Consider the following 7,913-nt stretch of genomic DNA (forward strand, 5'->3'; position numbering starts at 1 on the left):
GAGTAGACATGGTAACCTCCGTCTCCATACCTACTCTTTTTTGAAGCGTATGGAAATAATGAGTCCTGACCCTAGGGCCTGTTAATACAAATTTACAAATAATTCAAATAAATAATACAAAAAACCGTTCACGCTCATTTGTCTTTGGGCAGGGTCGACTCGCGTACCTGATTTTTCTCCCGGTAAAAGCGCGCTGGGGATGGGATGGGAGGGCTTGGAGGGAAGGGGCCCCCTTCCAGCGCCGGCAGCGCCCAGCGGGCGGCCCGCGGGCCGTGCCTGTTGGGCGACAAAGGAGCCTTACAGGCATCGACAGCAGAGCGAGGGGGGTCCCCTTCCCCCAAACAGAGTAAAGAGTGTTAACAGGCCCTAATCGTTCAGGGCCAGTTCTTCCAGCCGCCGGAGATCATGGATGACGACCTCCTTGCAGGAAAAAGCGCCGATGATGCCCTTGTCCCGGAGACGGCGCAGGATGCGGGCAAGCGTCGCCCGATGGATGCCGAGCAGGGCAGCCACATCCTGCTGCCGCATGGGACACGAAAAGCGCAGAGCATTGCCGTTCTGCCGCGAGAGGTTGAGGATAAAGCGACAGACATGGGACTCCCGACTGCCCGTGCCCATATCGGCCAGGAAGGTGTAATGGATGAGGATCTTGATACCCATGGAATGCAGCAGACTGGCCACCTGCTTCGGATGCGCGGACAGGAAAGCCTCATCCTGAAGCAAGCCCTCCGGGAAACGCCAGATCACCGAAGGCTCAAGACATTGAAAGACCACCCCCGGCTCATAGCTGGAGACCGTGCGTGCCTCATTGAACAAGCAGCCTGGTCCCACCCGCAGGGTCAGCCGTTCGCGTCCACAGGCGGCGACATACGCAATGGCGACGGATCCGCGGGAGAGATAGTACATGCCGCGCCAGCGGGTATGCGGGATGACGGCATCTTTTTCAAAGTCGCGCCGTGTGGCCAGATGCAGCACGTCTTCCCAACACGGATTAAGTCCGACGATGCGACCGGTGCGGGCGAGAGTGGCAGCGAAGGGCGAGGCATCTTCTTCAAAAGCAGGCCGGGACATGGAACCTTCCTTCTTGTCGCTGTTGCGTGCGATATCCGTACTGCGGCTCGAGGCTGTCAACACAAATTTTACAAATAATCTCAACAGATAAAACAAAAAACAAACTATACACGCTCCACTTGCCTTTGGGGCGGAGTCGCCTCCACGTCCCTGACGCTTCCCCGGTAAAAGATCGCTGGGGAAGAGATGGAGGGCGTGGGGGAAGAATGACGAGAACGCCTTTTCTCACTTCGTTGCGGAAAGGCGGGGAATAGTGTTAACAGGCCCGAAACGTTTTCCCATTGAAAAAACAAAACGCGAGGCGGCGGCACAACGCGCCCGGCCCAAACCAAGAGGAAAAACCGCGTTTTTTTCCCGCGAAACGTCAGGCCGTATGGTTTGGAACGCAGAGCGCTCCAAACGGAAAATGCACCTGGAACGATGCCCCGCAGCGCATGTCCTCAAACGGGGCACGCCTTCCGTTCTTGCCAAAAGAGATGGCATGACGTACGAAAACTGGGTGTTGATCCTGCCACTGTCTCATCTGTACCGATACGAATATGCCACATCTTTCTCCCGCTGTCTCTTCCCCATCGCCTGCCGCTGTGACGACGCCGCAACAGGCGCGTGATTTGCTGTCCTTGCCGGATGCGTGCCTTTTTGACGGAGCCGAGCGCTTGCGGCAAGCTGCGTTCGGCAAGCGCATCTCTCTGTGCGGCATCATCAATGCCCGCAGCGGGAATTGCGGCATGGACTGCCGCTTCTGCTCGCAAAGCCGCCATAACCAAACCCCCATCACCACATTTCCCCTGCTGGAGGCGGCGGTCCTGCGCCGGCGCATCCTGGATATGGCCCGCTGGCCCGTGCGACACATCGGCATCGTGACCAGCGGAGGCGCCTTGCAGCAGGACGAACTGGATCAGGTCCTCGATGTGCTGCGCCAGCTGCCGGAGACAGTGCGTCGCCGCGTCTGTACTTCTTTCGGTCGTCTTGCTCCCGCAGCGCTCCAGACGCTTGCTCGTGAAGGCGTGCGGCGTTTCCACCACAATTTGGAGACTTCGCGCAATTTTTATCCACAGATATGCACCACCCAGAACTGGGAACAGCGCTATGCCACCGCGCAGCATGTGCGGGCAGCCGGTCTGTCGGTCTGTACGGGCGGCCTGTTCGGTCTGGGCGAAAGCTGGGAAGACCGCATCGAGCTTGCTTTCAGCCTGCGCGAGCTTGGCGTCGACAGTGTGCCCATCAATTTCCTGCATCCCCATCCGCAGACGCCCCTTGGGGACAGGACACCGCTGGCGGCCGACGAGGCCCTGCGCATCATTGCGCTGTTCCGGCATATCCTGCCCGATACGACGCTCCGTATCTGCGGCGGCCGCCCGGAAACACTGGGCGACCGTCAGAAGGAGATCTTCCGCGCCGGAGCCAATGCCCTCATGACCGGCGATTATCTGACCACGCACGGCTGCGCCGTGGAGCAGGATTGCGCCATGATCGCCGCGGCCGGTCTGGAGGTCGCGCAGCCATGACCGTTTTGGACATGACCGATCCCGCCCGTCCGCGCCGAGCGCTGGCCGATGCGGCCGTCTTTGTGAGCGGGACAGGAACGGACGTGGGCAAGAGCGTGGCCACAGCCGCACTGTTGCGGGCCCTGCGGCAGGCCGGACTGGCGGTGCAAGCCGTCAAACCCGTGCAGACGGGCGTGGAGGATGCCGCTCGCGAAGGCGATGCCGCCTGCTACGCGCAGGCCGTAGCCGACATGCCGCCGGATCCGTTGCCGCCCGCGGCCACACTGCACAGTTTTCGGCTACCTGCCTCGCCGCATCTGGCGGCCGCCCGTGAGGACATACAGCTTACGGTTGCCGGTCTGCGGCAGGATATCGAAGCGCACTGGCGCACGCTCATGGCCGCACATACCGGAGACGGACCGTGCGCCGTGCTGCTGGAAGGGGCGGGCGGGCTGCGCGTCCCTTTCAATGAGCGGGAAGATACGCTCGATCTCATGGCCGCGCTGGCCGCGCCGGTGGTCATCGTTGCACGCAACGGGCTGGGAGCGCTCAATCTGGCGCGCCTCACTCTCGATGCGGTGCGGGACAGAGGGCTTACGACCGCGGGACTCGTGCTCATGCAGCCTCCGGATGCTCTCACGACGCCGGACGAGGCGACGCGGGCCATTCTGGCCGATAACGAACACTGGCTGCGGGCCCGGCTGGAAGCCGAGGGCATCCCCGTGGCCGTGCTGCCGTGGGTGCGGCTGGACAACGCAGGCTGGGAACGGCTGGCGCAGGCCGTCCGGCCCGTGGCGCAGGCCCTGGCCGCACTGCTGCGCACGCCGTCGAATACGGCGGAAGCGCTGGTGCGGCGGGACAAGAAGGTGCTCTGGCATCCCTATACCTCGACGATAGAGCCGCTGCCGGTCTTTGTGGCGCAACGCAGCCACCATAACCGGCTGATGCTGGCGGATGGCCGGGAACTCGTGGATGGCATGTCGTCCTGGTGGGCGGCGGTGCACGGTTACAACCATCCGCGTCTGCTGGCCGCCCTGCGGGCGCAGGCCGGACGTATGCCGCACGTCATGTTCGGCGGCCTGACCCACGCGCCCGCCGTGGAGCTGGCCGAGCGCCTTCTCGACATGCTGCCGCGAGGGCTGAAGCGGGTCTTTCCGGCGGATTCCGGCTCCGTTGCCGTGGAAGTGGCCCTGAAAATGGCCCTGCAATACCAGCAGGGCATCGGACAAACGCAGCGTACCCGCTTCCTGACGCCGCGCGGCGGCTATCACGGCGACACCACAGGGGCCATGAGCGTGTGCGATCCGGTCACCGGTATGCACAGCCTCTTTGCGCGTATGCTGCCGCAACAACTTTTCATGGAACGGCCCCGCTGCCGCTTTGACCAGCCCTTTGATCCCGCCAGCCTGGACGATGCCCGGCGTAAGCTGGCCGAGCATGGGCACGAGGTGGCGGCGGTCATCCTGGAGCCGGTGGTGCAGGGGGCTGGGGGGATGTGGTTCTATCATCCCGACTACCTCCAGGGACTGGTGCAGCTTTGCCGCGAGGCCGGAGCCCTGCTCATCTTTGACGAGATCGCCACGGGCTTCGGGCGTACGGGGACCCTGTTCGCCGCTGAACGGGCGGGGGTCACTCCGGACATCCTCTGCTGCGGCAAGGCGCTTACCGGCGGCGTCCTGACCCTGGCCGCCACCGTCTGCACCGAACAGGTGGCGGACGGCATTTGCCGGGACGGGAACGTTTTCATGCACGGTCCGACCTACATGGGCAATCCGCTGGCCTGTGCCGTGGCGCTGGCCAGTCTGCGCCTGCTGGAGGAAGAGGACTGGCAGAAGCGGGTACAGCAGCTCGAACAGGGATTGCGTCAGGGGCTGGCTCCCTGTACGGGCCTGCCGGGCGTGGCCGACGTGCGTGTCCTGGGCGGTATTGGAGTGGTGGAAACGACGGAACCGGTCCCCGTGGCTCTGCTGCAGGCTTTTTTTGTGGAGCGTGGCGTCTGGATACGGCCCTTTGCGCGCCTGATCTACCTTATGCCGCCCTATGTGACGCCGCCGGAAGACCTTGCCCGTCTGTGCGACGCGGTAGGCGATGCCGTACGGCAGGGCGTGCATTTGCCGAACTAGATGTAGAGTGTCAACACACCCTGGCAGGAGCAAGCCGTTTCTGTCGGACATTCCTGCTTTCCATACGATAAGCAGTCACCGGAACAGCTATAGCGGAATACAGTTGCGAGGTCGGTGCACCGGGGGCAGGCGGCGCATTTGCATGAGCGGGCACCAAGGAGCATCAAGTCCCGTCTTGTATCCGCTGTCGCAGATGGCGGGCGGCCTCATCGGTCAGCTCGTCCACAAGGCACAGGACGTGCCGGATCTCTTCGGGCGTGATGGCCTCATAATGGATGCCCGCGCAGCAGCAGACGGCGCACCCGGCGGCCTGAGCGAGCCGTGCGGCAACCTGCCGGGCAAGTTCGTCCTCCCGATGTCCGGGACGGCCGATGGACTGTGCGGCCTCCTCACCGGCCGCGCGTTCCCGCGGCGACAGAGCCAGCGCCGTTGCGCCGATGTGCGCCGCGCCGCCGCGCAGCAGGGCCAGCCAGTCCCGCCCCTGCGGCAGCAGATCGAGCCGCAGATGCAGGCGGCCCTGACGCCGTTCACAGCACAGGGCATTGTCGAAAGGGGAAGGCATGGCGGCAGGCCGGAGGACTGAGGCCATAGGGCAGGGCTCCCGTAAAAGTTCCGTCTGCAAGGCAAAAGGGAAGGGACACCATATCTATGATGTCGTCCTCCAGTTCACCCGCGAGATAAACTTCCTCATCTGCTTTCGTCAAGGCGACGAAACGGATAAAATTATGATGGGAGTCAATTTACGCTCTGCAAACGGCAAGAGACAAGGAAACAGCATGCGGACGGCGACCATCCTGCACCGCGTGGCGCTGGCGACAGGCTATGCGGCCATGCCGTTTCTCCTGACGGATGCACTGTATCCGCCGCAATGCCTGTCGTCCGGCGTTGTGCTGTACGGTTATACCGCACTTGCCCTTTTTCTTGCCGCTGAAAAGAAACCGTGGCTGAATGCGCTGCATGCCTCCCTCTTTTTTCTCTTTGTCTTTCTGCTGTCTTTTTTGTCTGCGGAAAATTTCAGCATGTCGCCGGGGGATTTCTGCCGCTTTGTGCTGTCTCCGCCTGAAGAGTATAACCGCACGACGGACATTCAGGAGTTTCTTGCCTCGCTTGCGCTGATGTTTCCTGTCGTTTGGGGGATATTTTCCTGTCTGTATGTCGCGGCGGCACCCTGCGCGCAATGGATGCGGCGGCGCGTCCACGGCGGGAACGAGCAAGAGCATACGGATGCCTGAGCATCGCATGTGGAGCCTTCGCCACCGGCAAAAAAGATTTTCATGAACACTTCCAGCAAAGGAGGCGCTGCCTATGGTTCTTGATCCTACCCAACATCCTGACTGGGAAATCGCTCAGGATGCGGAAACTCGCATGAAGCCCATCGGGACCGTGGCACAGGAATTCGGCCTTCTGCCGGAAGAAGTGCTGGCCTACGGGCACTACATGGCAAAAATCGAGCAGCACGCCGTGCTCCGGCGGCTGGCGAACCGCCCCAACGGCAAGTATGTTGACGTCACGGCCATCACGCCCACGCCGCTCGGAGAAGGGAAATCCACCACGACCATCGGTCTGGTGCAGGGCCTTGCCAAACGCGGACAGCGCTCCTCGGCCGCCATCCGTCAGCCGTCCGGCGGTCCGACCATGGGCATGAAGGGCTCCGCCGCCGGGGGCGGGCTGGCCCAGTGCATCCCGCTGACCCCGTATTCGCTCAACTTCACCGGAGATATGCACGCCGTGACCGCGGCGCACAATCTGGCCATGACGGCGCTGACCGCGCGTATGCAGCATGAACGCAACTACGATGACGCGACTCTGGCCCGACTGTCCGGTATGCGGCGCCTCAACATCGACCCCACCCGTGTGGACATGGGCTGGGCCATGGACTTCTGCGCCCAGTCCCTGCGCAACATCATCATCGGCATGGAGGGCAACGGCCGCCGCAACGACGGCTTCATGATGCGTTCCCGCTTTGACATCACGGCCGCCTCGGAAGTCATGTCCATCCTTTCCGTGGCGCGGGACCTGGCCGACCTGCGGGCCCGCCTCGCCCGCATGGTGCTGGCACGCGACCGTGACGGCAATCCCGTCACGGCGGCGGATCTGGAAGTTGCCGGGGCCATGACCGCCTGGCTGGTGGATGCCGCCAAGCCCAACCTCATCCAGACCATCGAAGGCCAGCCCGTGCTGGTACATGCGGGGCCTTTTGCCAACATCGCCCTGGGACAAAGCTCCATCATTGCCGACCGTGTGGCCCTCAAGCTGAGCGACATCCATGTGACGGAATCCGGCTTCGGCGCGGAGATCGGCTTTGAAAAATTCTGGAACGTCAAGTGCCACATCAGCGGTCTCGTGCCGGATGCGGCCGTCATCGTGGCCACCATCCGCGCCCTCAAGAATCATGGCGGCGCGCCGCAGCCCATGCCGGGCCGCGCCCTGCCCGACGCCTACACACGTGAAGACGTGGGGCTGGTGGAGGCTGGTTGCGCCAATCTGCTGCACCACATCGGCATCGTGCGGCGGGCCGGGGTATCGCCGGTGGTCTGCATCAATGCCTTTGCCTCGGATACGGCGGAGGAGATCGCCGCTGTGCGGCGGGCCTGCGAGGCCGCGGGCGCACGGGTGGCCGTCTCGCAGCACTGGGGCAAGGGTGGCGATGGCGCGCTGGAGCTGGCTGATGCCGTGCTGGATGCCTGCAATGAAAAGAATGAATTTACGCCCCTGTACGACTGGTCCCTGCCCTTTGCCGAGCGGGTGGAGCGTATCGCCACCCAGGTCTACGGCGCGGACGGCGTGGACTATGCCCCGGACGCGGCCCGCCGTCTGGCGGAACTGCAGGAACGGCCGGACGCCGCCGAGCTGGGCATCTGCATGGTCAAGACCCAGTATTCCCTTTCCGATGACCCCAGCCGCAAGGGAGCTCCGCGCGGCTGGCGGCTCAAGGTGCGTGACGTCCTGTTCTACGGTGGCGCGGGACTGGTCGTCCCCGTGGCCGGGGACATCAGCCTCATGCCCGGTACCGGCTCGCGTCCCGCCTTCCGCAAGGTGGACGTGGACGTGGAGACCGGGCAGGTCATCGGCCTGTTTTAGAGCAATTCCACATTGAAAATGTGGATTGCTCTGGTAGTCGCGAGAGCGACTACCCGCAACCGAACACACGGAAGAACCACGCTTTTTCCGTAGTGTGAGGGCAGCGTCAGCATTGAGATTGGACACGATTTCAATGCGAATCCGCTCTAGA

The 7,913-nt window shown here is 63.0% G+C and carries 6 protein-coding genes; 4 read left to right on the forward strand and 2 right to left on the reverse strand.

Annotated features, from left to right (window positions below; genetic code table 11):
• Positions 1-366 precede the first annotated feature (366 nt).
• On the reverse strand, positions 367-1,071 hold the full coding sequence (locus Q0K00_RS10655; RefSeq protein WP_297229361.1) for a Crp/Fnr family transcriptional regulator: 705 nt from the start codon (positions 1,069-1,071) through the stop codon (positions 367-369).
• A gap of 539 nt (positions 1,072-1,610) precedes the next feature.
• Between Q0K00_RS10655 and bioB the strand changes: the two genes are divergently transcribed.
• Positions 1,611-2,579, forward strand: coding sequence for a biotin synthase BioB (gene bioB, locus Q0K00_RS10660; RefSeq protein ID WP_297229362.1), 969 nt, complete (start codon positions 1,611-1,613; stop codon positions 2,577-2,579).
• On the forward strand, positions 2,576-4,681 hold the full coding sequence (bioA, locus tag Q0K00_RS10665; RefSeq protein WP_297229364.1) for an adenosylmethionine--8-amino-7-oxononanoate transaminase: 2,106 nt from the start codon (positions 2,576-2,578) through the stop codon (positions 4,679-4,681). The genes bioB and bioA overlap by 4 nt, the downstream gene beginning before the upstream one ends.
• A 163-nt stretch (positions 4,682-4,844) precedes the next feature.
• Here the strand turns inward: bioA and Q0K00_RS10670 are convergent, their stop codons facing one another.
• A complete protein-coding gene (locus Q0K00_RS10670; RefSeq protein WP_297229366.1) occupies positions 4,845-5,270 on the reverse strand; it encodes a hypothetical protein in 426 nt (141 codons plus the stop codon).
• A gap of 136 nt (positions 5,271-5,406) precedes the next feature.
• Here Q0K00_RS10670 and Q0K00_RS10675 point away from each other — a divergent pair, with 136 nt between their 5' ends.
• Together Q0K00_RS10675 and Q0K00_RS10680 are read left to right on the forward strand one after the other, a co-directional pair.
• Positions 5,407-5,913 (forward strand): hypothetical protein, encoded by a 507-nt coding sequence (locus Q0K00_RS10675; RefSeq protein WP_297229368.1) that lies wholly within the window; start codon positions 5,407-5,409, stop codon positions 5,911-5,913.
• Between the two features lie 73 nt (positions 5,914-5,986).
• Entirely contained in the window at positions 5,987-7,762 is a 1,776-nt protein-coding gene (locus Q0K00_RS10680) for a formate--tetrahydrofolate ligase (protein ID WP_297229370.1), read from the forward strand.
• The last annotated feature ends 151 nt before the right edge of the window (positions 7,763-7,913 follow it).

The organism is uncultured Desulfovibrio sp. (assembly GCF_944327235.1).
Taxonomy (GTDB): Bacteria; Desulfobacterota; Desulfovibrionia; order Desulfovibrionales; family Desulfovibrionaceae; genus Desulfovibrio.

Bases quoted from the DNA above. Each gene is read 5' to 3' on its own strand.
- bioA (WP_297229364.1), top strand. From the start codon at position 2,576: ATGACCGTTTTGGACATGACCGATCCCGCCCGTCCGCGCCGAGCGCTG.
- bioB (WP_297229362.1), top strand. From the start codon at position 1,611: ATGCCACATCTTTCTCCCGCTGTCTCTTCCCCATCGCCTGCCGCTGTG.
- Q0K00_RS10655 (WP_297229361.1), bottom strand. From the start codon at position 1,071: ATGTCCCGGCCTGCTTTTGAAGAAGATGCCTCGCCCTTCGCTGCCACT.
- Q0K00_RS10675 (WP_297229368.1), top strand. From the start codon at position 5,407: ATGATGGGAGTCAATTTACGCTCTGCAAACGGCAAGAGACAAGGAAAC.
- Q0K00_RS10670 (WP_297229366.1), bottom strand. From the start codon at position 5,270: ATGGCCTCAGTCCTCCGGCCTGCCGCCATGCCTTCCCCTTTCGACAAT.
- Q0K00_RS10680 (WP_297229370.1), top strand. From the start codon at position 5,987: ATGGTTCTTGATCCTACCCAACATCCTGACTGGGAAATCGCTCAGGAT.